Source organism: Buttiauxella selenatireducens, from assembly GCF_031432975.1.
GTDB lineage: Bacteria > Pseudomonadota > Gammaproteobacteria > Enterobacterales > Enterobacteriaceae > Buttiauxella > Buttiauxella selenatireducens.
This window is the reverse complement of the sequence record NZ_CP133838.1, coordinates 1,356,877-1,381,484: the sequence shown is the minus strand read 5'-3', so window position 1 is coordinate 1,381,484 and position 24,608 is coordinate 1,356,877. Positions and strand designations below refer to the sequence as shown.

Sequence of the window (24,608 nt, the reverse complement as noted above, 5' to 3'; positions counted from 1 at the left end):
TCCTTTTAAGAAAAATCACAGGTAACCCGGTAACGGTTTGCCACCAAAAAAGACCGTACCGGCGTTGAGATAAGAGAGGTCGCCCATAAAGGCGTGTTGTGTAATCACCATGGTGTCGCGGACATAACGCTGTAATGGGCTGGTCATCGTGACGCCTCCCATGCCGTTGAGCGCCAGCGCCTGGCGTGCCACTTCTGCCGCCACGCGAGTCACGTGCGTGGAAGAGAGCCGTAAGGCGTTAATTTGTTCCTGATTTGCCGCATCGCCCGCCAACAAGCTCTGCCAGACTTCGTCAATTGCCTCGTAGAACCAGGCGCGTGCAGAGCGCAGGTCGGCTTCGCAACGGGCAATTTGCATCTGCGCCTGCGGCCTTTCGGCGAGCTTAGGTGCCCCTGTAACCGACTGCTGGCGATGCGCGATTTGATAGATTTCATTGAGCGCCGCCCGTGCCACGCCCAGCGCGACCACTGACAACACTTGAGTCGCGAGGGAAAGCACCGGATAGCGATACAGCGCGCCTTCGAGATTCAGCGCACCACCGCGAATAAAGGTCCACTCCTGCGGGACATACGCATCGTTGACCAGCAGATCGTGACTGCCGGTTCCGGCCAGCCCAACGGTGTTCCACACGGGATCGATCTGCACGTATTCCCGTGGCAGCACCGCCATACGCGGCAAAGATTTTTCCTCATCAGGCTGGATACCCACGCCAAAGACCGATGCCCCCATGCTGCCGCTGGCAAAACTCCAGCGCCCGCTGACGCGATAGCCCCCATCGGCCAGCATCGCTTTGTGCGTCGGGTAAATGCCGCCGGCAAACACCACATCAGGCCCGTTGCGGTACAGCTCTTTCAATGTGTCCAAAGGCAACGCGCCGAGGTAGAACGGGCTCATGCCAAAACTTGCCACCCACCCCGCCGAACCGTCTGCCGTGGCAATCTGCTCAATGAGTTCGCAAAACTGCGCCGGAGAACATTCATCCCCGCCGTAAATTTTCGGGACCAGCGCGCGATACACGCCGACCTGTTTAAAGCGGGCAATAATGTCTTCAGAAATATGGCGTTGATGCTCAAAATCGGCGCTACGAGTGGTGACTTCGCTCAGTAGCGGAACAAGCTCTTCACGAACGTTGATGACAGACATGGCTCACTCCCGAATATTATTTTTACTGGCAAAAGGGTGCACGAAGCCGCAATGAGCCACGCTCATTGAGTCGTTAGTTAAAGGTAAAAACGAACGAAAAGGCTGTGTTTAGTGGCGTCGTCGCTGCTGTTCGAACCACTGCGCGGCCTGAATTAACAAGCCTTCGCCCCCTTTGGCCGCAACCAGTTGTAACGCAACCGGACGGCCACGAATCTCACCGATTGGCAGCGTCAACGCCGGGTGCCCACTGAGATTGAAAGGCCGGACCAGGCGCGTCAGGTTCACGACGCTGAGAGGATCGTCTGCTTCTTCAAGCGTTGGCGGGAGTTCTGGCAACGTCGCCAGCGCCAGTAATGGGGACTGTTCAAGTAACGCATCAACCTGAGCGGTGAACTCGCTGCGTACGCGTTCGGCGTCAGCAAGCGCGGCAGGTTCCACATCTTTGCCCGCCCGAATTCGGCTTGCCACATCTGGCGAAACCTCGTCACTGCTCAGCAATGGATGAAACGCCTGCCAGTTTTCGTGGCTGATAATCGTAAGCCCAGCGCGGTGCGCATCAGCAAGCATCGAAAGTGTGGAATGGCGTGGGCGAAGGCCCCGCTGCTCAAGGTGCTTAAGAATTAGCGCATCAATTTCTGGTATTGCCGCCGCAACAAACGCCACTTCAGGCAACGCGGTTAACGGCAGGCTTTCGGGCATGGAAAGATGATGGGCAACCTGGCGCAAAACCTTCGCGTCGCGGGCAAATATGCCGACGCAATCCAGCGAGCTGTGTTCAGGCAAAACCCCTTTGCGGCTGAGAACGCCATAACCGGGTTTAAATCCGAGAACCCCGCAGCAGGCTGCGGGCATACGGACCGAGCCGCCCGTATCGGTGCCCAGCGAAAAATCGACTTCACCCGAGGCGACCACGGCGGCGGAACCGCTTGATGAGCCGCCAGGGATAAGCTGTGGGAAGTGCGGATTCACCGGCGTTCCACTCCAGGCGTTAATGCCCGTGACACCGAATGCCAATTCGTGCAGCGTGGTTTTACCGGTCAGCACGCAGCGCTTGTCGAGTAATGTCTCAACGACGCTGGCATGATGCCTGGCAATCGGGGCTGCCGCGAGCGCCTGACACCCGGCACGAGTGCGGTAACCGGCAATATCCAGCGTATCTTTTACCGCAAAGCGGAGTTCCCCCTCACCGAGGACAAACTGCTCAACGTAACCATTGCTCTCACAAATAGACTTCATCATTAACACCTTAATCAGAGAATGTGTATCACATTACGCAAGCAGTCGTTGCCGCTTTTTTGTTCTGAGTGAAGATGAGTCAATCATGGAATATTTAGATGAAAATTCAAGTAATATTTCACGTTATTTTTACAAGTAAATAACATTAATATAACCGCAAATATACAATGGCTATTGGGTTATGCTGATGAATTAATAAGAGAAAAATGGCGGGCAGACAAAAAAGTCGTCATGAAGATTCAGGACGACAAGTGGATAAAAAATCTTATTTTACAGCAGGTTGAATTGAATTTTTAAGGCGGTCACAATTTTGTCATTCTGTGGTTTTTGCATCAGAGCTCGTTGAGGTTAGCCAGAACTTTTCCCAGCGACAGGTTCATTTTTTCGACCTGAGAGGCGCTCATCCCCTTAAACCCTTTCTCAAAAACTTTGCCTGCCAGACGGTAAGCTTCTTCCACTTTTTCTTGCCCAACGGCGGTCAGCATCACTTCGGTTACCCGCGCGTCTTGTTCGCTGCTGGCGGTAGTCACTAATCCCTCTTCGCGCAGGCGGCCCACAATTTTGGTTACGGTTGGCATTTTGACCATCGCGTGTTCAGAGATTTGCGAAATGCTGGCCTTGCCGTACTGCTGGGTAACCATCAAGACCCGGAACCCAGAAACGTCCAGTTGCACCTTTTTCAGCGTCACTTCCATGATTTGGGTATAGCGGGCATAGACGTTGACTATCCAGTAAAACGGGAACTCTTCACGGTGAAAAACGGTGTCCGCAGGTTGATCATCCGGTGTTTTATTTAGATTACTCATGAAGTTCCTTACCGAGAAAGTCTTAGAGTTGGCGATTATACCTGCTAAACCCTGACAGAACACAGCGCACCGGGCAAAGCAGCATTACAAACCAGAGTGACGGGCGATTACCGCACACTTTATGATTCACAAATGCAACGCCGATAACATTTTCGTATCATTTATCAAACACCGCATTGACATCCAATCCCTCTCTTTCCTATACGTTAGCGCACGTGTTTGCGTTGACTGGGATGGGAAGCGCTCAATCCTTGAAAACACGGAGCTGACAATACTTATAAACACAATGTGGAGCTCTACATGAACGAAAGTCCTTCTCTGGAACAGGCTCGCTCTGAAGTACTGGCCCCAACATCGCCAACCGACATACCGCTGGATCCCCGGCAACAAGCGGTGATTAAAAAGCTATTTCGGCGGTTGATCATCTTCTTGTTTGTGCTGTTTGTTTTTTCGTATCTGGACCGTATTAATATTGGCTTTGCCGGTTTGACCATGGGCAAAGACCTGGGCCTGACCAGCACGATGTTTGGCCTGGCGACCACGTTGTTTTATGTGATGTATGTTATCTGCGGCGTGCCGAGTAATATCATGCTGAGTATTGTCGGCGCACGCCGCTGGATTGCCGTGTTGATGGTGGTCTGGGGGATTGCGTCTACCGCGACCATGTTTGCCACCGGCCCCGGAAGTCTTTATGTCTTGCGAATGCTGGTCGGGATTGCTGAAGCGGGGTTCTTACCGGGTTTATTACTTTATTTAACCTTCTGGTTCCCTGCTCAGTATCGTGCCCGTGCCAATGCCCTGTTTATGATTGCCATGCCGGTCACGATGGCGCTGGGTTCGCTCGCTTCCGGTTATATTCTGAATATGGATGGTTTACTCAACCTGAAAGGCTGGCAATGGTTGTTCCTGCTGGAAGGGTTCCCGTCGGTGATATTGGGCCTGGTGGTGTGGTTCTGGCTGGATGATTCGCCGTCTAAAGCCAAATGGCTCACCGACGACGACAAAGCCTGTTTGAACGAAATGCTGGAAGCCGATCGGCTGAATATTATCAAGACTCAGCAGAGCGCTAATGTCGGTTTAACGCCACAACGAAGCATGCTGCGGGAATTATTTACCCCGGTAATCATGCTTTATACACTGGCTTATTTCTGCCTGACGAATACTTTAAGCGCATTGAGTGTCTGGACGCCGCTTATTCTGCGCAGTTTTAATCAGGAAAGTAATAACATCACCATCGGTTTGCTCAGCGCGATTCCGCAAATTTGTACTATTGTCGGGATGATTTGGTGGAGTAAGCGTTCTGACCGATTTAATGAACGCAAAATTCATACTCTGTTGCCGTACCTGTTTGCCGCCGCAGGCTGGATATTAACCGCCTCAAGCACCAACCCGATGCTCCAGTTTACCGGTATTGTGATGGCCTCAGCGGGTGCGTTTGCCGCCATGGTGATTTTCTGGACTACGCCAGACCAGTCCATTTCTCTGCAAGCTCGCGCGCTTGGAATTGCAGTTATTAACGCAACCGGTATGACCGGAGCCGCACTTGGGCCGCTTTTAATGGGCTGGATGAAAGATGTGACGGGTAATTTCAATGCTGGCATCTATATGGTTGCCGGGTTCCTTGTTTTAGGCGCTATCGTAATTTCATTGATTCCAATGAAAAAAGCGGCGCAATCCAGAAGCGTGTAAATACGCCGGCTGAGTCAGATTTTAATAAACCTGGCTCAGTCGTGATTAAGTTCCATTTATAACAAAAAAGACATTCTAAAAAAATAACACACACGATATGTAAAAATAAACTATACTCATAAATTACATTATTTGTCATTTTAACGGATAGTCGTGAATGGTTTCACTTCGTTTACTTTTCACTCAGGGAATATTTAAATCATGACTAATGAAAAAAATCTATCAAACCTCGAGCGCTTCCACTCTTTCGACTTTAATTTATTATTAATTTTTGAAGCTGTTTTCATTCATTGCAGTGTAAAAAAAGCGGCAGAAACATTAAACTTAAGCGGTTCTGCAATAAGCCAATCACTGAACAAATTACGCCTGCACTTTTCCGACCCATTATTTGTACGGACAGGGCAAAAAATAGAACCCACAACCATTGCAATTAAACTCCACTCTCAGATAAGCGTAAATTTTGGCAACCTGCTCGACTCTATTATTAATTTCTCAGCGAATACAACGACACATAAAGTGATGATTTATGCGTCTCCCTATCTTGCATTACGTATGTTGCCCGATCTTTGCGCAGATATTCAGAAAAGCGATATTCCTTGTGAATTAGTCCACCTCTCTGCTGACTCGTTGCTCAATAATGGTGAAGATATACTGGCCTATCGTAAAGCGGATATCGTGCTGGATACTCACCCTTATTATAGTTCTTCAGTTATTTCCAGGCTTTGCATGCAGGAAAATGTGGTGCCAGTGTGTCGGAAGGATCATCCCAATATCGAAAAGTTAATCTCTCCTGAAAGTCTACAAAATGAACCATCAACTTTTCTTAATGTAAATACTGTAGGGTTAAAAAGAATACAACGAGATATTGATGAACATTTCCAGTCGCGCAATTTCACATTCAGCAGCAGTTCAGTATTTGTAAACTCCGCCGTTTCAGCGAAAACCGATAGTTTAAGCTTTGTGCCTAAATGGTTTGCTGAACACTTTGCTGATGCAATGGGGCTAAAAATACTTCCGAGCAACTTCAATATTGCGCCTGTTGATTTTTATATTAATTACAATAAAAGTTCGATGGGCAATGAGAACTTCGTGAAAATCATCACAAAAATAGAAGAACACTTCACTTTAAAAATGAGAGAAGAAAACATTAGTTAATAACGACAAAACCAGGTTCAGCAGTAATAAAAAAGGTGGTGATATTATCTTCACCACCTCACAACTCAACCGTTCATTAAAATTTATTTTATTAATTTCCATACAGATGCTGGTATTTTATCAAATAATTTATTAACCGTTAATTCGGCAAGGCGGTGATCGGCTGCGGAATTAAAGGCCTCAGCATCCTGAATATAATTTGCAGAATACCGCCGATGCTCAATGACTCGTTCCAGTGTTTCTAGCGTTCTGCATTTTCTTAACAACATTAGCCATTGTCCTCGGCTCATTTTACCTTCCTTATAATGCGCTGGCATCAGCGCTATTGGTACTCAACGGAATATTCGATATGCCCGGCGACTTTCCCTGTGGTAGCGCCCCCCATAGGGGTAATCATTCTTGCCTGCACGTCAAATTGAGCCTGGTGGGTCGTGCTGTTTACCCCAGTCGTCATTTGTGTTCCCGTGCTTAAATATTTTTCCCCCACCTGAGGAGCCAGTTGGATAGCCACGTTATCTGCCACAGACACGCCTTCTGTCGCCACTGCCGTATTTTTATAATACAACGGGTTATTGGGGTCGGGTTGGCCTGTAAAGGTGATGGTCGCTTTACTCATACCCATCGGGCAGTTTTCAAGGCCAATTGAGAACTGCTTCCAGACCCAGGCTGAGTTTGAAGAGTTCAGTATCGACGGGGTGGCAACGCCTAAATCCACTGTCATCGAAGGGCCGCCGACCACGCTACAGCTTGAACTGCCGACAGTGCCATTCACAATGACTTGTACATGATTGGAATTAACAGCCAGAGCAGCACCCGAAACAGTCAGTAAAGTCAGCGTCAGCGGTATCAGTAATATGTTTTTTGGCATAGCTTTGAAGCTTTTCATTATTGTCATTTCCAGAAGCTATTTATAGCTTAACGTCAGGTTGATCACGGAATAGACGTCACCGGATATTACGTTCCCTTTCGCAGTGTACAAACGTGCCGCCAGGGGAATATCAACGGTATGGTCAGGCTTAATATCCGCCGTAATCACGTCGTTGTTATGCAGCATCTGCTCACCGGATTTCAGCTGTACACTGACGCCAGTGGCAGGGGTTGAAGCTCCACTCTGGTTTTTAAACCCGTCAGTATCATCGTCATCCATCACGCCACTCACCGTCGCATCCACACTGTTGGTGCCACCAAAACAGTTGGATAATTTAATGACCTGGCCTGGCAGTTCCTGCCAGCTTGAGCTGCTGCCCGCTGTTTGTAAATCTACGGCGTTTATATACAAGTTAAACGTTAAGTTTTCAGTGTTAACCGTACAAGACGATGTTGTTAAATTAGCCTTAATATTAAAGGTGTAGTCATCGGAAGCATATGCTGCTAATGGACACATTAAACCTACCCATATAACAGAATAAAAAATAGCTGACAGCGTATATTTAGGATTTGTTTTTTTCATCATTAATTATACTCAACCGTCATAGTAAATACACCTGTAATACCTCCGGGCTGAGGAGGAGCTCCAGTTAAGTTATAAAATCTAAACTTAATAGGCATATTGTAGCTGAGCAGTTCCTGGCCCTCATGTTGATCAGGAATAATAACCAAACGAGTGCTTCCGAAATATTTATACATATCGTTATCACCGTCTGCCCATACCTGAAGACCAATATCCTTTAGCAATTCCGACTGGCTATTGTAAACCGCAAATGTTCCTACTGTTATCATAGGGTTGTAAGGCGTGTATGCACCATTTGGAGAGCTAGATATATTAATGCTTGTCGATACATCACAATTAGAAAACAGGACATTGTAATTCAGCCAGGGACTGGTAGTTCCGGCGGTTGAAAATGTCGCAATATCCAAATCGCCCATATTGAGTGTTGTGGTGCTTCCCAGCGACACTTCACACGGTTTGTTGATAATTGTCCCTGTATAATGAAGTTGCACCTGGTTTGGCACATCGGCAAAAGTTTCAGTAGACAACATTGCCAACAACAGTGTGCTAGCTAATATGATTTTTTTCATATCTATTGAAACTCTATATTCATGGTAACAGTGGTATCAAACTGGCCACTCTGAAGCGTATCCGTCGATTTGGATAATTTGACCGGTTTTGCCAGAACAGAATAATCACCGACACCGGCTAACATACTTTTATTAACCTGATCCAATGCCAATGGAGTCAGTGCTGGATTCACCCATGAAAGTTTCAAACCTAAATTAGCCAGATTAGTTTTCACAATACCGTTGGCCGCATCGGCAAAACCATGGGTGGAAGTAAAGCTAATATTGACAGGTAACGCAGGGTCTGATTCGTTACCACAAATCAATGACAGACTATAAGGTTTGGATTCCGCTGTACCATTCACGATGTCTGTTTTATATAACGCAGGCCAGTTAATCACTGAACCCTGCTTTGATTTTATTCCGCACGAGGTTTCCGTGTAAGTCACTGTAAAACTATCCAGATAAATTGCCGGGTAATCTATCGAATAGTTTTCGGCGCCAACGCTGACGTACGCCACCGGATCGGGGACGGTGTACGTCATGCTGCTTTTGCTGGTTGGAGCAAAGAGGTCTGATATCGTCACGAGTGAAATATTATAAGCACTAGAAACACTACGGATTCCTTGTATGGATGTATCAATACCATCCGCGTATAGGGGAGTTATTTGTGTACCCAGCCTTATTCCCGGTTCAATGGCGAACTGTGGCTGAACACCTTCTTGTGGCGTCATGGGTAACTTCCATGCATCGTTCCCCTGTATATCCACCGCTTTAATTAATGATTTAGAACCCGTTATTTTAATTCCACTGAAGGCCTTCAAACATCCCATCTGACCAAATGCCGATTCAAAACTGTAATCCCCTCTCTGAAGGGGATAGTTCACACCATATTTTGAAATGTGGAGGTTAATAACCCCTGATATATGTACCGGTGTAATATTATATTTGGGATCTGGGTTTCCCTGACACATACCTGCATATGTCATCTGGGTAAACATCAGTACCATGGCACCCACCGCAGTGACTATCCAATATTTCAATTTATTCATATTCTTTATTTCACTCCTGCCCAGGCAGGCATTTTGCCTGGAGGGTCATTAAAGAAGTATCTTCTTTGGTGATATTCAGTTTGTAAGTCACCACACATTTCTGGCTACCTTGCTTACCCCAGGACGCGATCAGCTTCCCTTCTGCGGGCAAGCCGCTGAGGTAGGTTTCACCGCCGTCGCCGACAATCGCCGTATTCTCGTCTTCTTGTTCGCTGGCCAGTTGCGACACCGTGGCACCAAACGGAACGGGCTTGCCGTCCTGGCGAATCAACGTCATTAATGCCCGGTAGCCGACATGAGTATTGAATTTTGCACGCACGACCGCCCCGCGAGTGGGGATCACATCTTTAATGTTGTCGCTAATATCCACGTTGCTGCCAATCGTTGTGGTATCCAGCCCCACGCTGGTGCGGCGATACGGTGTGACATAAGGCAATAATGCGTAGCCGCGGAAATCGGTGCCGACCGTACTGTCGTTAGTGGTTTCCACGCCACTGGCACCCGGTGCTTCAACCAGTACCATGGTTTCACCCAATGGCTGGGAGAACGTGACACCATGCGCGTGAGCAATCACGCCGCCGGATAACCCGTAGTTCAAGCGTTGGGAATCTTGCGAATAGCTGTAACCCACGTTGCTGTTTCCGTGATCGCCACGGTAGTTCAGGCTGGCGCTGCCGCCCGTACTATCACCCTGGTTACCGGTATTGGCGTTGAGGCTATAGTCGAGTCTCTGGTCCGTTGTCTGGCCACTCATACCCGCCTGTTGTGTCACGTGACCATCGCTGTCGTGGTTTATACCGTAAGTGGCATAAGCCCCCTTCATAAACCTGTCCAGCGGCACCGAGATATTAAAAGAAACCAGCGTATCTGTCGGTTCATCAGGGTTACTGGTTTGACTGACCGCAACGTTATAACTGATGCTGTTCCAGTTATTGTTGTAACCGGTCTGCAGGGTTTTCTCTTTGCCAGTCACGCCCCAATAATCCTGCAAACTGGCAGAAAAATAGAACGCCCCCCAGTTATCGGGCATCGACTGGGTGATAGACCCTTGCACCTGGCTGCGTTTATGGTGGCTACGGTTGTAATCAGTGTCGTCGGTATCCTGATTATTCATATCCACGGCTTCCTGCATGGTATAGAAACCGCTGGTTGAATAGCGGTAGCCCAGCAGACGGAAGTCGGTTCCCGAGTCGATAAACGATTTTGCGTACAGGAAACGGTACGACTGCCCTTTAGACGTTTCGCCCGCAGGCAGGTCTGTTTTGGCCTGAGTGACGTCGACAGACACCGCACCAAAATCACCGATGTTCTTACCAAGACCGAGAGCCGCAGACATATAGTCCTTGCTCCCTTGAGCGCCGCCATACAGCGTAACGCCGTGTGAAAAACCGCGAATTAAGGTTAACTGACCAAAGTTAGGTTTATCTCCCCCGCCGTATCCACCACGGTATTGCCCTGCCGTCAGGCTATATTTCAGGTGCCCTTCACGCTGTAGAATAGGCACTGCGGAAAAGGGCTGAATAAAGTGCTGCGTGCTGCCATCTTCTTCTTTAATGGTGATATCAAGGTCACCGCTGTCGCCGCTGGCGTAGAGATCGTTAATTTCAAACGCGCCGGTGAGACATAGCTCTGATAGATGGTATAACCGTTTTGCTTGATGGTGACCTGGGCATTGGTTTTGGCAATACCACGCACGACAGGGGCAAACCCCTGCTGGCTGTCTGGCAGCATTTGGTCGTCAGAGGCAATCTGCGCACCACGATATTGCGCACTGTCGAAAACGTCACTGCCGGAATTACCATCGCCTATCGTTAGCTGGGATTTAAGCGGAATAATACTGCGCTGCAAATAAGTATTAATGTTCTCCCATTCACGGTTGCCGTTATTGTCATTGAGGGTTGAATAATTACGCAGACGCCATGGCCCCAGATTAATGCCATTACGTAAACTCAGGTAATAGCTGTCATCATGAGATTTTTCAGAACCATCATACTTATTGGTGCTGTTAGAACCGGTGAAGTTGTAGTCCATCATCAGCGCATTAATACCCTCATCCCAGAGTGCAGGGTCAACGTAACCGCGCGCAGACTGAGAAATCGCCGCCTGAGGAAAGCTGAGGTTTAATGCTTGTTTATCAAATTCAAATACCGCAGAAGATGACGGAATGATTGTAAGAAAATTAACACATTCCTCGGCAGCCGCTGTTGCTGCATTCCCACTTCCGGTGGTCACAGCAGACTCGGAGGATTCTTTTTGTTCACTGGCCGCTTTAGCCAGTGCGGCTAATTCAGGAAAGGCGTCAAGCTTTACACCGTACTGTTTTAATTCATCCAAAGTCAGGCAAGGAATCAGCCCGCTGCCTTCTGGGTTGATATTATCCTTATCGGCATAAAAAGTGACTTCTTTATGATCGACGGGTGAATTATTCACAAAAATATCGACGGTGTATTTGCCGGGTGCCTGGCTGTTCCCTTTGGTAAATACTGAAAGGTCAGACACCTCTCCGGATTCTAAAGTATCCAGCAGTGCAGGGTTAAAACTAGGGTCAGCAAAACTCAGTCCAGAGTAACCAATGAGCAATGCCAATAGTTTTAGTTTAAAATAATGTGGTGATGCCACCTCAGATAATAGGCGCGATTTCCCTGCATTATTTAGCTTGTGCTTATTTTCTGAGATCATTATTTTTACCATAGCCTAAACAAGAGATACTATTAATTCACCGAGCTAGAAATTTCATCAGTCAGTCCGCCGAAATCATTAATGCATTTGTAGGCTACTTTGCTGGCGTGAGCAGAATTTAATTTGTAATGGACTTCACTTTGTGGGAGGACCAGGTTAGCGTCTTTGACTTCTTTACCGTCAACAGTAAGATTATTAAACGATGCAGAATAAGCGGTTGGGTTTTTCACAACCAGATCATCGCCTTGCTGATGCCATTCCAGTTTCTTAGGCGTTTCGGCTGCATTTCCCGGCAAACCTTTTGGACGATAGAACATTTTTATGCGGGTTTTCACCGCCAACTGTAATGTATTCTGCCCGTCGCCTTCTGGTGCAGGTGGAATGGCCTTCACGTTCACCCAATAGACGGATTCACGATCCTGCGGTAATCCTTCGCCGCTTTTTATAATACGCAACATATTTTCTTTATTGGCGTTCAGACGGAAAAGTGGTGGCGTAATGGTGAACGGAACTTTTTTACTTCCAGCGCTGTCATCAACCCAGGACTGAATTAAAAAATACTGAGCTCCGCTATGGTTAATAACGGCTAATGAGGCTTCCCTACTGTCAGCATTATAGATGACACGTGTTGCTCCAACGGCGATACCCCCTGTTTCCGCAGCTAATACTGCAGGAGAAACAACCATGGAAAATAATACTGAAAGAAGAGTGAGCTTTTTCATGAAACAAAACCTTTAATTAACATTGGAATAAATAATCAGTTAAAAGACAACGGTGCTATTTCAAATAACACCGTTGTTTAGCTAATTAAAGTGACTAAAAAATCAATTAATTAGTTATAAGCAACTGAGAAAGTAGCATGGCCGTTAGCCACGCCTGGTTTTACATCACCAACAGAAACGTAATGAGCACCGTAGAACAGCTGCATTTCTGTATTGGTGATAGGAACGGCAGTGGAGGCAGTAGCCATGGCCAGATCAGTACCACTCGCTTGATCTACAATCTGAATACCAACACCTTGCGCAGTAGGCTGTCCAGACACATCGTCACCTGTACCAGTAGCCAGAGCTTTGTCACCTTTAGCACGTAGGCCACCAAAGGTGACGGTTGCTTTAATCGGATCGGCTAAAACAGTACAGTCACTCAGAACAATGACAAATTGTCTATCAGCGTGGCTATCAGCAGTACCTACCCCTGCCGCAAAGTCAGAAGCACGGATATTACCCATATCCACTTTCAGACTCTGATTGGCAGTCGTAATTGCACATGGGGTATTCACAATATTACCGGTAAAATCAACAGTACCAGTGCTCTTACCATATGTTTCAGCAGCCATGCTCATTGAAGAGAAAGCCATTGCAGATAAAGCCAAAGCGATTAAACCTTTATTGAAAGACATTGATATATTTCCTTATGGGTAGAGATTTCCACATCCAATATTTTGATGTGGTTTTTTATTGTGTTAAAATGAAACCAACTCAAGTCATTTAAATTGATTTATAGATGAAAGATATCTTTTTAAGAACCGGCGATGTAACCATCAGGTTTACTGTCAGCGAAGAGATATATTCCGTTCGAAGACTATACCGTATCTACTTAGAAATATGGAAGAGGGGGAGAATATGAAAAAAAACACAAAAAGCAAATAAACCAATCAGTTAGACATAAATGCATATGGCTTATTTATTAATTAAGAAATAATAATCATCACTATATCCGCCTATACACGATAATTTATTGACGCCATTTAACAATTTATAAACACATAAACTGCCTAACCAGGGCATTACGTAAGATGAACAATCAACATTATATAAATAAATACAGCACCTTCAGATGATTCTTAAGAGAAAATGATTTCACCACCCCCCTCCTTCGAAAATAACAATTTATCCTCTTCTTTATGGTTTATATTTAACCGGCTTATTTAGATTAGAGGTGTATAAACATCAGGTTTACGGTTCGCCAGCCATTCGACCAAATAGACAAATTGCCGGATGGTGATTTTCAGGTCGTCGTCAGTCGGTTGAACCTTGCGTCATCCAGAGCCAGAGAGTGACCGCCGTTTGCAAGGCGAATCTCATTAAAGAAGTCCGAGAAAAACCGACAACACCCGCGCAGGAATCCCCTACCCCAAAAGCTTGCCGTCTCTATAGCGTGGCCCTGGTAGCCTTGCTGCTCTTAGAAGTATTTTTGCTGCGAACCATTGAACAAATCAATGATTAAGCATTTTCCTAATTTACCCATACTAAAAATGGTGGATTATGCGTTCCGCCTGATAACGGCAGTTCGCTTCGGCGGTGACTTTTCTATTTTGGATTAAACAGCAATGAAAAAAATAATGTTAATGATGGTAGTGAGTATGGTTGGAACATTGGTAGGTTGCAGCACTTCGGCACAACGCCAGGCAGATTGCCAGGCACAGGGAATCAGCAAAGATACCTGTTACCTTGCTGAACAGAATCGTCAGAACTCAATCAATAACGCCGCAATGAAGCAGGCGATGGAAAACGCCACCAACGCAACCAAATAATCTCCACGTTAACAGGCTCTTTTGGGCCTGTTATTTCGCAAAGAATTCGCCTCGCAACAACGTTTTTTCATCTGCGCCACAGTCTTTTCACTTGATAAAAAACCCTTTTAATTCAAAAGGTTTATTATTTTATCGCTGCTTAAATTGTAAAGTTTAAAAAATGATTGCCACTACCGATTTCCGCCCCTTGTATTCCGCCTTCCAGGGAGAGTACATTAGCGCCGTCGAACCCGGGGTTCGGCAACGGTTAACAATATGGAACGGCCACAGCTTATGGAATTAATCCCAAAAATCCCAAATGGCGATTCCCTGTTTCTATACTGAATTCTTTAGCAAAATTGCGCGGACGAACGCGCGGAGCAATGTAACGTGAAATATTTCATGATGGGGTTGTCATTCATTTTGTTGGTTTGGGTGGGTACGTTTGTGATGATGGTTGAATAACCTTACCGGTCATACTTCGAGTTGCAATGTCTGCAACTCGAATGATTTAGCTTACAAGCAACACGTTGTTTTTATTGACTTAATGTCGTCAAATAACGCCATCAGTACGAAACATCGCTTTAATACCACGCACGGCCTGCCGGATGCGATCGCGGTTTTCAATTAATGCGAAGCGCACATGGGTGTCACCGTAGTCACCAAAACCCACACCCGGCGAGACACACACCTTCGCCTCCTGAAGCAGTTTTTTAGCAAACTCCAGCGACCCCATCGCCGCATATTTTTCTGGAATTTTCGCCCACACATACATCGACGCTTTCGGGCATTCCACCATCCAACCCGCTTCGTGCAAGCCTTTTACTAATACATCACGGCGACGTTTGTACTGTTCAGCAATATCACGCACACATTGCTGGTCACCTTCGAGTGCCGCAATCGCCGCGACTTGCAGTGGCGTAAAGGTGCCGTAGTCGTGGTAGCTTTTGATTCGTGCCAACGCATTCACCAGCTCTTTGTTGCCGACCATAAAACCAATGCGCCAGCCTGCCATGTTGTAACTTTTCGACAGGGTGAAGAATTCAACGGCGACATCGCGTGCGCCGGGCACTTCCATAATTGACGGGGCTTTCCAGCCATCATAAACAATGTCGGCATAGGCCAAATCATGCACCACCAGCACGTCGTACTGTTTTGCCAGCGCCACTACCCTTTCGAAAAATTCCAGCTCCACGCACTGCGCGGTTGGGTTCGACGGGAAGCCGAGGATCATCATTTTCGGTTTCGGATAGCTTTCACGGATCGCACGTTCCAGCTCGGCAAAGAAATCAACGCCTTCCACCAGCGGCACTGAGCGCACTTGCGCCCCGGCGATAACCGCACCGTAAATATGAATCGGGTAGCTTGGGTTTGGCACCAGTACGGTGTCGCCGTGGTCGAGGGTTGCCAGCATCAAGTGCGCCAGGCCTTCTTTCGAACCAATGGTGACAATCGCTTCACTCTCGGGATCGATTTCAACGTCGTAGCGATCTTTGTACCAGCGAGAAATTGCGCGACGTAAGCGCGGAATGCCTCGGGAGGTGGAGTAACCGTGCGTGTCTTCGCGCTGCGCAACCGTGCAGAGTTTTTCAACGATATGCGGTGGAGTCGGGCCATCAGGATTGCCCATACTGAAATCGATAATATCTTCGCCACGGCGACGAGCCGCCATTTTCAGTTCAGCGGTGATATTAAACACATACGGCGGGAGACGATCGATACGCGAAAAACGACGTTTTGGACTGGAGTCAGCCATAAATTCCTCAGATTAACGTGAGCGCCCGGACCGTCCGAGCGACGCTGCCACGCGATGTGGCTTGCTTAGAAAATAGCCTGAATAAAAATCATCTGTCGAGAGGGAAAGAGAAATATTTTTAACTCCCCATAAAAGAGGAAGCTTCATTTGAAGCTTATCCCTATTTTGTTTGATTAAACTGAATTACATTAACCGTGTCGCAACAAACCAATAACTTTGATTCCCGATGACGTGGAGCCCTACCATGACCCTACACATTGATGACGTACCGCGTGCTATCCGTGAGATAAAACAAAAACTTCGCCACGAGCTGCCTGGCTACAAAGCCGCTTTTGAACAACTCGAAAGCGATATGAAGCGCCAGATTGCAGAAATTCGCGCTGAAATGGATCGCGGTGAAAATCCTGTGCCGCAGATTAACGCCGACGACATTGTGAATCATCGCGTGAGCGAGCAACAAAAGGCGCTGATTCGCCAGCGCGGCTGCTGCACTGTCAAAGGCGTGTTCCCACAGGCTCAGGCTCAAGCCTGGAATGAGGAAGTCGGGAATTATCTGGAGCGAAATAACTTCGTCGAGAAATTGAAAAATGCGGCAGAAGACAACTATTTCGGCACACTTGCTGCAAGTAAGCCGCAAATCTATGGCATTTATTGGTCGAAGCCACAGGTCGAAGCACGCCAACATGCACGGATGAAAGCAGTGCAGGTTTTCCTGAACAATTTATGGGAAACCGAGAGCAACGGTAAGCAGCATTTCGACCCGGATCGCGTGGTGAGCTATGCCGACCGCACCCGCCGTCGTCCGCCTCGTTCTAACTCTTTGGGCCTGTCTCCGCATGTGGATGGCGGTTCTGTTGAACGCTGGCTGGATGAGAATTTCCGTCATGTTTACCGTCATGTGTTCTCCGGTGAGTGGCAGAAGTACAACCCGTTCGCCGCAGAGGGTCGTACAGAAGTACGAGAATTCCCGTCCCCGGCGGTCTGTTCTATGTTCCGTACTTTCCAGGGCTGGACGGCTCTGAGCCCACAACGTAAGCATGGCGGCACGCTGACATTGCTGCCGGTAGCGAACGCGATGGCTTACATTTTGCTGCGAGCATTACAAGACGATGTGCCTGAAGAGTCGTTGTGTGAAGCAAAACCTGGGCGTGCACTTTCTATTAACGAACAGTGGCATCCCCTTTTACTTACTGGGATTTCCTCAATTCCGAATATGGAAGCGGGCGATACCGTTTTCTGGCACTGCGATGTGATTCATGCCGTTGAAAATGAGCATCAGGGTGAGTTCGATAGCAACGTGATGTATATCGCCGCCGCACCGTGGTGTGAGAAAAATGCCGCGTACCTTGAGCGCCAGTGGTCATCATTTGTTGAAGGGAAATCACCGCCTGATTTTGCTGCCGATGATTTTGAAGTTGATTTTGACGGACGCGCGACACCAGGTGATTTAACCCCTGCGGGTCGTGAACAGTTGGGCGGGAAGTAGTTTTCCCCTCACCCTAACCCTCTCCCCAGGGAGAGGGGATTGTCAGTTTCTCCTTCTCTCCAGGGAGAGGGATTGTCAGTTTCTCCTTCTCCCCAGGGAGAGGGGATTGTCAGTTTCTCCTTCTCCCCAGGGAGAGGGAATTGTCAGTTTCTCCTTCTCTCCAGGGAGAGGGATTGTCAGTTTCTCCTTCTCCCCAGGGAGAGGGGATTGTCAGTTTATCCTTCTCCCAGGGAGAGGGAATTGTCAGTTTCTCCTTCTCCCCAGGGAGAGGGGATTGTCAGTTTCTCCTTCTCCCCAGGGAGAGGGGATTGTCGCTTTCTCCTTCTCCTGGGGGAGAAGGCTGGGATGAGGGCGTTTCATGCAAAAGTGTCCATTTCTGGTAACCGCTGAGTAATTTCCTTATCATTACCCTTCCATTCTTTGTCACTCGAGTCACCCGTGCACGAAATTTTTGACATGCTGCTGGCGGTATTTGACCGGGCGGCGCTGATGCTTATTTGCCTGTTCTTTCTAATTCGCATCCGTCTGTTCCGCGAACTACTGCATAAAAATGCCCACACGCCCAAAGAGTTATTAGCGGTCACCGCTATTTTCTCTATGTTTGCTTTGTTCAGCACCTGGTCTGGCGTGCATGTTGAAGGCTCGCTGGTCAATGTGCGAATTATCGCCGTGATGGCGGGCGGGATCTTATTTGGCCCCTGGGTGGGTATCATTACCGGGATTATTGCCGGGCTTCACCGTTATCTCATTGATATAGGTGGTATTACCGCTATTCCCTGCCTAATTACCAGTATTATCGCTGGGTGTATTGCCGGTTGGATTAATCGCAAAATCCCGAAAGAGCAGCATTGGCGCGTGGGAATTATTGCTGGGATGTTGTGCGAAACGATGACCATGATTCTGGTGGTGCTGTGGGCTCCGTCAGTGTCTTTAGGAATCGACATCGTTTCAAAGATTGGTATTCCAATGATTATCGGCACCGTCTCCATCGGCTTTATTGTGCTGCTGGTGCAAAGTGTCGAAGGTGAAAAAGAGGCCAGCGCTGCGCGCCAGGCCAAGCTGGCGCTGGATATCGCCAACAAAACGCTGCCGCTGTTCCGTAACGTGAACAGCGAATCACTGCGCCAGGTTTGCGAGATTATTCGCAATGATATTAACGCCGATGCCGTAGCGATTACCGATATCGACAAAGTGCTGGCTTATGTGGGTGTTGGGGAAAATAACTATAAGCAGAATGATGTGGGTATTAGCCCCAGGACCCAACTTTCACTACGTGAAGGTAAGATAATCATCAGGAATAATGATGAAGCCTACCGCACCCCGGAAATTCACTCGCTCATTATTATTCCGCTGTGGGAAAAAGGGGTCGTCACCGGCACGCTGAAAATTTATTACCGTCACGCGCACCAGATCACCTCAACGTTGCAGGAAATGGCAGTCGGACTTTCGCAAATTATCTCAACGCAGTTGGAAGTTTCTCGTGCAGAACAACTGCGCGAGATGGCCAATAAAGCCGAGTTACGCGCATTACAAAGCAAGATTAACCCCCATTTTCTGTTCAATGCGCTGAATGCTATTTCTTCCTCTATTCGTATGAATCCCGATACCGCACGCCAGTTGATTTATAACTTGTCGCGTTATCTGCGCTATAACATTGAATTAAAAGACGATGAGCAGATCGATATCAGGAAAGAGCTGTATCAAATTAAGGACTACATCACCATTGAGCAGGCGCGTTTTGGCGACAAGCTGACCGTGATTTATAACATTGATGAAGAGGTGAATTGCCTGATCCCCAGCCTGCTCATTCAGCCACTGGTGGAGAATGCGATTGTCCACGGAATACAGCCGTGTAAAGGCAAAGGTGTGGTCACCATCAGCGTTGAAGAGAGCGGCAATCGAGTGCGTATTGCGGTGAGGGACACCGGTAATGGTATTGATCCGCAGGTTATCGAGCGCGTGGAAGCCAATGAAATGCCCGGCAATAAAATTGGCCTGCTGAATGTGCACCACCGCGTAAAATTACTTTATGGCGAAGGGTTGATTATCCGTCGTCTTGAGCCGGGTACTGAGATTGCGTTTTACGTGCCGCACGCCGCCGCTGCCGTTCCCCCGTTATTGTCGCAACAAGGAGGTCATGCATGAAAGTTCTCATCGTAGAAGATGAAGTGCTGGCGCAGCAGGAACTGAACTGGCTGATTAAAGAGTATAGCCAGATGGACGTTGTCGGCATCTTTGATGACGGTATGGATGTACTGAAATATCTTCAGCATCATGAAGTTGACGCCATATTTTTGGACATCAACATTCCATCATTAGACGGTGTTTTGCTGGCGCAAAATATCAGTAAGTTTGCCCATAAGCCGTTTATTGTGTTTATCACGGCCTGGAAAGAACACGCAGTAGAAGCCTTTGAGCTGGAAGCGTTCGACTACATTCTGAAGCCTTATCAAGAGTCACGCATTATTGGGATGCTGCAAAAACTGGAAGCCGCTTACCAGCAACAAAACGCGCCCGCATCTGGAAACACCTCGAGCCGCGAAGCGCTGACGATTAATCTGGTGAAAGATGAGCGCATTATCGTTACGGATATTAACGATATTTACTACGCCGAAGCCCACGAGAAAATGACGTTTGTCTATACCCGGCGTGAAGCGTATGTGATGTCGATGAATATCACTGAGTTTTGCAACCGCCTGCCTGAAAGCCATTTCTTCCGCTGCCATCGCTCGTATTGCGTGAACCTCAGCAAAATCCGCGAGATTGAGCCGTGGTTTAACAATACCTATATTTTGCGTCTGCGGGATTTGGATTTTCAGGTGCCAGTGAGTCGCAGCAAAGTGAAAGAGTTTCGTCAGTTAATGCGGTTGTAAAACGGGCGCAAGAATTTGCGCCCGTCTGGATTACAGAACTTGCCCCAGCGTTTGGCGCAAATGCGCACCCGCCCCCAGCAAGCCGGGTTGGTCGTGAACAATCAGGTACACCGGAATGTTGTGTACGTACTCTTTAAAGCGCCCTTTATCTTCAAAACCACCGCGGAAGCCGGAAGCTTTAAAGAACTCGAGGAAGCGTGGCACGATACCGCCCGCGATGTACACGCCGCCAAACGTCCCGAGGGTCAAGGCAAGGTTGCCACCAAAACGCCCAAGGATGACGCAGAACAGTGACAATGCACGACGGCAGTCGGTGCAACTGTCTTCCACTGCCTTTTCGGTGATGTCTTTCGGCTTATAGTTTTCTGGTTCACGCCCGTCTGATTTAACAATCGCACGATATAAATTCACTAAACCAGGGCCTGAGAGCACGCGTTCTGCGGAGACGTGGCCGATTTCAGTGCGCAGTTCTTCGAGGATAATCCCCTCTTCTTCGCTGTTTGGCGCAAAATCGACGTGGCCACCTTCGCCCGGGAGACTCACCCAACGTTTATCAACATGAACGAGGTGCGCAACCCCAAGTCCGGTGCCTGCACCGTAAACCGCAACCGGTTTGCCTTCTACTGGCTCACCGCCGCCGAACTTAATCAGTTGCTCTTCTTTGAGAGACGGAATCGCCATCGAAACGGCGGTAAAGTCGTTGATAATTTCCAGATGCTCAAAGCCAAGGTTCTTTTTCATCTCAGCAGTAGAGAAAGCCCAGGTATGGTTGGTCATCGCGACCCAATCACCGGTAATTGGGCAGGCAATGGCGATACAACCATCAGTCACGGCGACATTGTGCTCTTTGAGATAATGCACCACGACAGCTTCCAGGCTTGGGAAATCAAGGCCCGAATAGGTTTTCGCCTGGGTGATGTCACCATTTTCAACGTTGCACAGTGCCAGACGCGCATTGGTGCCGCCCACATCTCCCACCAAAGCATATTTTGTCATTCTTTCACTGCTCCGCTAAAGTCAAAATAAGATCTGGCATCACTGTAAAATTAGCTAGCCTAAACAACAACGACCAGATGAGAAGTGCCTTGGGATTATAGATCTTCGTCACAGATTAGCTTGAGCGTTTCAGCCCTTATTGCACCAACGCTTAAAACTCATCAGGCATACTGTTTGCCGCGGCGATTTGCGCTTAAAAAATTAGAGTAAGGAAAATTTATGCTCCATCCGCGAGCCAGAACGATGTTGGTTCTTTCTATCCCAGCGTTAGTCATTGGGGTTTGTTCCAGTCTGGTATTGATTGTGGTGATGAAAATCGCCGCAGTTTTGCAGAAATATTTATGGATAACCCTTCCCGCACATTTCGATCTCAATATGAATTCCCCGATGTGGATTCTTTTGATGCTGACTTTCACCGGTATCGCGGTTGGGTTGGTGATTCGCTATATGCCAGGCCATGCCGGCCCCGATCCGTCGACAGAACCCTTGATTGGTTCACCCATCCCAGTGATGGTGCTGCCAGGATTGATTATTGCCCTGGTGCTCGGTCTTGCCGGTGGGGTAAGCCTCGGCCCGGAACATCCTATTATGTCGGTGAATATTGCACTGGCGGTGGCGATTGGCGCGCGTTTATTACCTAAAGTTGCCCCGCTCGACTGGACGATTCTCGCCGCAGCAGGAACCATCGGTGCGTTATTTGGTACGCCGGTCGCGGCTGCATTGGTATTTTCGCAAATGCTGAATGGCAGCAACGAGGTCCCTTTGTGGGATCGGCTTTTCGCGCCGCTGATGGCAGCAGCAGCCGGAGCGATGACTACCGATTTATTCTTCCAACCTGATTTCTCTCTACCTGCGCTGGAATATTCGGAATTCCGCCTGGTGGATGTCTTTAGTGGGGCCGTGGTCGCCACTATCGCGATCGCATTGGGCATGGTCGCCGTCTGGTGCCTGCCGCGCGCGCATCGCATGTTCCACCAGCTCAAACACCCGGTATTGGTGCTTGGCACGGGTGGTTTTCTGTTGGGCGTACTCGGGCTGATTGGCGGTGAAGTCACCCTGTTCAAAGGGCTGGATGAAATGCGCCAGTTAGGTAGCGCTCAGAATTATTCCGTGGCGACGTTGCTGATGTTTGCGGTGGTAAAACTGACTGCCCTGGTGATTGCATCAGCCTGTGGTTTCCGCGGTGGACGGATATTCCCCGTGGTGTTCGTCGGTGTTGCGCTGGGTATGATGCTCCATCAGCATGTCGAAGCGGTTCCAGCCGCGATTACATTGTCTTGTGCCATCCTTGGCCTGGTATTGGTTGTCACGCGTGATGGCTGGCTCAGCCTGTTTATGGCCATGGCCGTGGTGCCAGATATCAAACTGCTTCCGCTGCTGTGTATCGTTATGCTCCCGGCCTGGTTAATGCTGGCCGGTAAACCGGTGATGATGGCCGATAAGCCGAAAGTTTAGTCCTTCGCGGCATTGCGTTTCGCCAGCGATGTCGTGATAGCCTGCAACAACTCGGGGATATCCTGTTTGGGCAGAACGACTTCCACCAGTGACAGTCGTTCTGCTTTTGCCACCTTCTGCATCACCTCTTCCAGTTGCACCGTTTCTGTCACCCGCCAGCAAAGTGCTGGATTGTTAACGTTCATCGCCTGCGGTATTTGCGTCCAGTTCCACGGCGCAATGTCGTTGTATCTCTGCTCCGCGCCATGAATCGCCCGCTCCACGGTATAACCATCGTTATTGAGCAAGAAGATAATGGGCCGCTGTTGGTCACGCATCATTGAACCCATTTCCTGAATGGTGAGTTGCGCCGACCCATCTCCCACCAGCAACACCAGTCGCCGGTTTGGGCAGGCCGTTTGCGCACCAAATGCGGCGGGGAGTGTAAAACCAATCGAGCCCCAGAGCGGCTGAGCGATAAACGTCACGCCTGCGGGTAAGGTCAGCGTTGCGGCACCAAATGCGGCGGTTCCCTGGTCGGCAAGTACGATGTCCCCGGCTTGCAGGAAGTTTTGCATGCACTGCCAGAAAGCGTGCTGGTCGAGTATTCCGTTAGTCGCAGCAGGCAGAGCCGGTGGCTTTTGTTGAGGTACAGACCAACCGGAAACCTGGAGCTTGCACAGCTGATGCAGCACCTCAACCGCTTGCGCCATTGCAATCCCGCTAAACCAACGATCGCCAATACGCGTGGCATATGGCTGGATGTCGATAGTCTGTTGTACGGTGAAATGTTGTGTGAATCCGGCGGTGAGCGTGTCGGTGAATTTGACGCCGACGCAGATGACAAGCTCGGCCTTTTCAATGGCCTGAATCACCTTTTCATCGCTGGCGGAGGCGCTATAGGTCCCGACAAATCCCAACTGCCCTTCATCGAATAAGCCTTTCCCCATCAACAATGTGGCATGAGGCATCGGCGTGTCATCCATCCATTGTTGCAGCGTTTTTTGTTGTCCAAAACGCAGCGCCAGAAAATCAGCCAATAACGCAACGCTGCGGCTCTCCGCCAGACGCGCCTGAACACATGCGCGGAATTCGGCCATTAATGCGGGATCGCAGCCTGATGGTGTAGCGAAAAGAGGCTGAGTCGGGCGAGTCGCAGGAACCTGAGAGACATCACTGGGGAGAAGTAGATAGCCTGGGCGGCGCTGAGTCAGCGCCTGCTGTAAAACACGGTCGATTTCATAACATGCATTTTCTGCAGTGAGCGAAGCCTGAGCGACCGTCACCTCCTGCGCCATTCTTGCAAAATGACCAAAATCCCCATCGCCGAGAGTGTGGTGGAGCAATTCACCACGCCGCTGCGCCCCAAGGCAGGGAGCTCCTACGATGTGGATGACCGGGAGATATTCGGCATAGCTTCCGGCTATCCCGTTGATCGCGCTTAACTCGCCAACGCCAAATGTCGTGAGCAGTGCTGCCGCACCGTTGCAACGCGCATAGCCGTCGGCGGCATAAGCTGCGTTCAGTTCGTTGGCACACCCAATCCAGGCGAGCGTCGGGTTTTCAATCACACTATCCAGAAACTGTAAGTTGTAGTCACCCGGGACACCAAATAAATGGTTGATCCCAGCTTCAGTGAATCGGTCCAGAATATAGTCCGCTACACGGTAAGTCATGACGCATTCCTTCTCAGAGGGATTACAGTGAGTATTGGACATATGTGATCGCTGTCGAGTAACCACGACAATAAGGCAGTGGAAAGAGGGATTTACACTTAACTGGGGTGTAGTCTG

General features: G+C 48.7%; 22 protein-coding genes and 1 pseudogene. 8 read left to right on the top strand and 15 right to left on the bottom strand.

Annotated features, from left to right (window positions below; all coding sequences use genetic code 11):
* Window positions 1-15: 15 nt before the first annotated feature.
* The 3 genes from RHD99_RS06405 to RHD99_RS06395 all read right to left on the bottom strand — a co-directional run bounded on the left by RHD99_RS06405 (window position 16) and on the right by RHD99_RS06395 (window position 3,185).
* Complete coding sequence (locus RHD99_RS06405) at window positions 16-1,143, bottom strand: acyl-CoA dehydrogenase family protein (RefSeq protein WP_309877997.1); 1,128 nt, start codon at window positions 1,141-1,143, stop codon at window positions 16-18.
* Window positions 1,144-1,251: 108 nt separating this feature from the next.
* Window positions 1,252-2,379 (bottom strand): amidase, encoded by a 1,128-nt coding sequence (locus RHD99_RS06400; protein WP_309879089.1) that lies wholly within the window; start codon window positions 2,377-2,379, stop codon window positions 1,252-1,254.
* Window positions 2,380-2,711: 332 nt separating this feature from the next.
* Window positions 2,712-3,185, bottom strand: a complete 474-nt coding sequence (locus RHD99_RS06395; RefSeq protein ID WP_309877996.1) for a MarR family winged helix-turn-helix transcriptional regulator — start codon at window positions 3,183-3,185, stop codon at window positions 2,712-2,714.
* Between the two features lie 300 nt (window positions 3,186-3,485).
* On the opposite strand from RHD99_RS06395, the gene hpaX reads away from it, so the two are divergent.
* Together hpaX and RHD99_RS06385 are read left to right on the top strand one after the other, a co-directional pair.
* Window positions 3,486-4,874, top strand: a complete 1,389-nt coding sequence (gene hpaX / locus RHD99_RS06390) for a 4-hydroxyphenylacetate permease (RefSeq protein WP_309877994.1) — start codon at window positions 3,486-3,488, stop codon at window positions 4,872-4,874.
* Between the two features lie 201 nt (window positions 4,875-5,075).
* A complete protein-coding gene (locus RHD99_RS06385) occupies window positions 5,076-6,029 on the top strand; it encodes a LysR family transcriptional regulator (RefSeq protein WP_309877992.1) in 954 nt (317 codons plus the stop codon).
* Window positions 6,030-6,112: 83 nt separating this feature from the next.
* Here the strand turns inward: RHD99_RS06385 and hha are convergent, their stop codons facing one another.
* From hha to RHD99_RS06340, 9 genes and pseudogenes are all read right to left on the bottom strand, one after another.
* Window positions 6,113-6,319, bottom strand: a complete 207-nt coding sequence (gene hha, locus RHD99_RS06380; protein ID WP_309877991.1) for a hemolysin expression modulator Hha — start codon at window positions 6,317-6,319, stop codon at window positions 6,113-6,115.
* A gap of 32 nt (window positions 6,320-6,351) precedes the next feature.
* Entirely contained in the window at window positions 6,352-6,915 is a 564-nt protein-coding gene (locus tag RHD99_RS06375) for a fimbrial protein (protein WP_309877989.1), read from the bottom strand.
* An 18-nt stretch (window positions 6,916-6,933) separates the two neighbouring features.
* The gene (locus RHD99_RS06370) at window positions 6,934-7,413 is read right to left on the bottom strand and encodes a fimbrial protein (protein WP_309877987.1); all 480 of its coding nucleotides are present in this window, start codon (window positions 7,411-7,413) and stop codon (window positions 6,934-6,936) included.
* A gap of 68 nt (window positions 7,414-7,481) precedes the next feature.
* Entirely contained in the window at window positions 7,482-8,048 is a 567-nt protein-coding gene (locus RHD99_RS06365) for a fimbrial protein (protein WP_309877986.1), read from the bottom strand.
* 2 nt (window positions 8,049-8,050) lie between these two features.
* A complete protein-coding gene (locus RHD99_RS06360; protein WP_309877984.1) occupies window positions 8,051-9,079 on the bottom strand; it encodes a fimbrial protein in 1,029 nt (342 codons plus the stop codon).
* A gap of 10 nt (window positions 9,080-9,089) precedes the next feature.
* Window positions 9,090-9,356 (bottom strand): FimD/PapC C-terminal domain-containing protein, encoded by a 267-nt coding sequence (locus RHD99_RS06355; protein WP_309879088.1) that lies wholly within the window; start codon window positions 9,354-9,356, stop codon window positions 9,090-9,092.
* Window positions 9,357-9,443: 87 nt separating this feature from the next.
* Window positions 9,444-11,758 (bottom strand): annotated as a pseudogene (locus RHD99_RS06350) (fimbria/pilus outer membrane usher protein); the annotation flags it as partial.
* Between the two features lie 32 nt (window positions 11,759-11,790).
* A complete protein-coding gene (locus RHD99_RS06345) occupies window positions 11,791-12,480 on the bottom strand; it encodes a fimbrial biogenesis chaperone (RefSeq protein ID WP_309877983.1) in 690 nt (229 codons plus the stop codon).
* A 110-nt stretch (window positions 12,481-12,590) separates the two neighbouring features.
* Window positions 12,591-13,157: a fimbrial protein gene (locus RHD99_RS06340; protein WP_309877982.1), complete on the bottom strand. Its 567-nt coding sequence runs from the start codon at window positions 13,155-13,157 to the stop codon at window positions 12,591-12,593.
* A 930-nt stretch (window positions 13,158-14,087) separates the two neighbouring features.
* On the opposite strand from RHD99_RS06340, the gene RHD99_RS06335 reads away from it, so the two are divergent.
* Window positions 14,088-14,291, top strand: coding sequence for a hypothetical protein (locus tag RHD99_RS06335; RefSeq protein WP_183270110.1), 204 nt, complete (start codon window positions 14,088-14,090; stop codon window positions 14,289-14,291).
* Window positions 14,292-14,672: 381 nt separating this feature from the next.
* Window positions 14,673-14,735, top strand: coding sequence for a membrane protein YpdK (ypdK, locus tag RHD99_RS23985; protein ID WP_154152584.1), 63 nt, complete (start codon window positions 14,673-14,675; stop codon window positions 14,733-14,735).
* 88 nt (window positions 14,736-14,823) lie between these two features.
* On the opposite strand, the gene alaC is transcribed toward ypdK, so the two are convergent.
* The gene (gene alaC / locus RHD99_RS06330) at window positions 14,824-16,026 is read right to left on the bottom strand and encodes an alanine transaminase (RefSeq protein WP_309877981.1); all 1,203 of its coding nucleotides are present in this window, start codon (window positions 16,024-16,026) and stop codon (window positions 14,824-14,826) included.
* Between the two features lie 244 nt (window positions 16,027-16,270).
* Between alaC and RHD99_RS06325 the strand changes: the two genes are divergently transcribed.
* The 3 genes from RHD99_RS06325 (at window position 16,271) to RHD99_RS06315 (ending at window position 20,385) form a co-directional block, all read left to right on the top strand.
* Window positions 16,271-17,512, top strand: a complete 1,242-nt coding sequence (locus RHD99_RS06325; RefSeq protein ID WP_309877980.1) for a DUF1479 domain-containing protein — start codon at window positions 16,271-16,273, stop codon at window positions 17,510-17,512.
* Between the two features lie 438 nt (window positions 17,513-17,950).
* Window positions 17,951-19,657 carry a LytS/YhcK type 5TM receptor domain-containing protein gene (locus RHD99_RS06320; RefSeq protein ID WP_309877978.1) on the top strand — a complete coding sequence of 569 codons (1,707 nt, stop codon included), beginning with the start codon at window positions 17,951-17,953 and terminating at the stop codon, window positions 19,655-19,657.
* Complete coding sequence (locus RHD99_RS06315) at window positions 19,654-20,385, top strand: LytR/AlgR family response regulator transcription factor (protein ID WP_183270114.1); 732 nt, start codon at window positions 19,654-19,656, stop codon at window positions 20,383-20,385. The genes RHD99_RS06320 and RHD99_RS06315 overlap by 4 nt, the downstream gene beginning before the upstream one ends.
* A 30-nt stretch (window positions 20,386-20,415) precedes the next feature.
* On the opposite strand, the gene glk is transcribed toward RHD99_RS06315, so the two are convergent.
* The gene (gene glk, locus RHD99_RS06310; RefSeq protein WP_183270115.1) at window positions 20,416-21,381 is read right to left on the bottom strand and encodes a glucokinase; all 966 of its coding nucleotides are present in this window, start codon (window positions 21,379-21,381) and stop codon (window positions 20,416-20,418) included.
* Between the two features lie 219 nt (window positions 21,382-21,600).
* On the opposite strand from glk, the gene RHD99_RS06305 reads away from it, so the two are divergent.
* Window positions 21,601-22,836 (top strand): ion channel protein, encoded by a 1,236-nt coding sequence (locus tag RHD99_RS06305; RefSeq protein WP_309877976.1) that lies wholly within the window; start codon window positions 21,601-21,603, stop codon window positions 22,834-22,836.
* Here the strand turns inward: RHD99_RS06305 and RHD99_RS06300 are convergent.
* A complete protein-coding gene (locus RHD99_RS06300; protein WP_309877974.1) occupies window positions 22,833-24,491 on the bottom strand; it encodes an alpha-keto acid decarboxylase family protein in 1,659 nt (552 codons plus the stop codon). The genes RHD99_RS06305 and RHD99_RS06300 overlap by 4 nt on opposite strands.
* Window positions 24,492-24,608: the final 117 nt, after the last annotated feature.